At 58.8% G+C, this 238-nt stretch carries 1 protein-coding gene; it reads right to left on the minus strand.

Annotation, left to right across the window (positions count from 1 at the left end):
- Nucleotides 1-47 precede the first annotated feature (47 nt).
- Nucleotides 48-238: spore coat protein (locus KVT38_RS34170; protein WP_217598139.1), on the minus strand; the 191-nt coding region annotated here is incomplete at its 5' end.

Here is a 238-nt window from a genome sequence, read left to right on the forward strand (position 1 = left end):
AGATCGTACGCGGGGTACAGCCCCTTACTCTACAGAAAGGCGAAAACCTAGTAGTGGAGCGGAATCGCATAATCCAGCTGCTTCACGATCGTATCGCGCCGGGCGGGCGGGGCCGTCTCCGTAATGGGGATCGCGTAGTTGCGAACGACGGTCTTGACGAAAAGCAGCAGATGCGCCACGAAGAAGTCCGTAATGACGTACGCACGAGAACGTAGTTCAAGGGTCGGCGCCGCCCGGT

It is taken from the genome of Cohnella sp. GbtcB17, from assembly GCF_019091135.1.
Lineage (GTDB): Bacteria > Bacillota > Bacilli > Paenibacillales > Paenibacillaceae > Cohnella.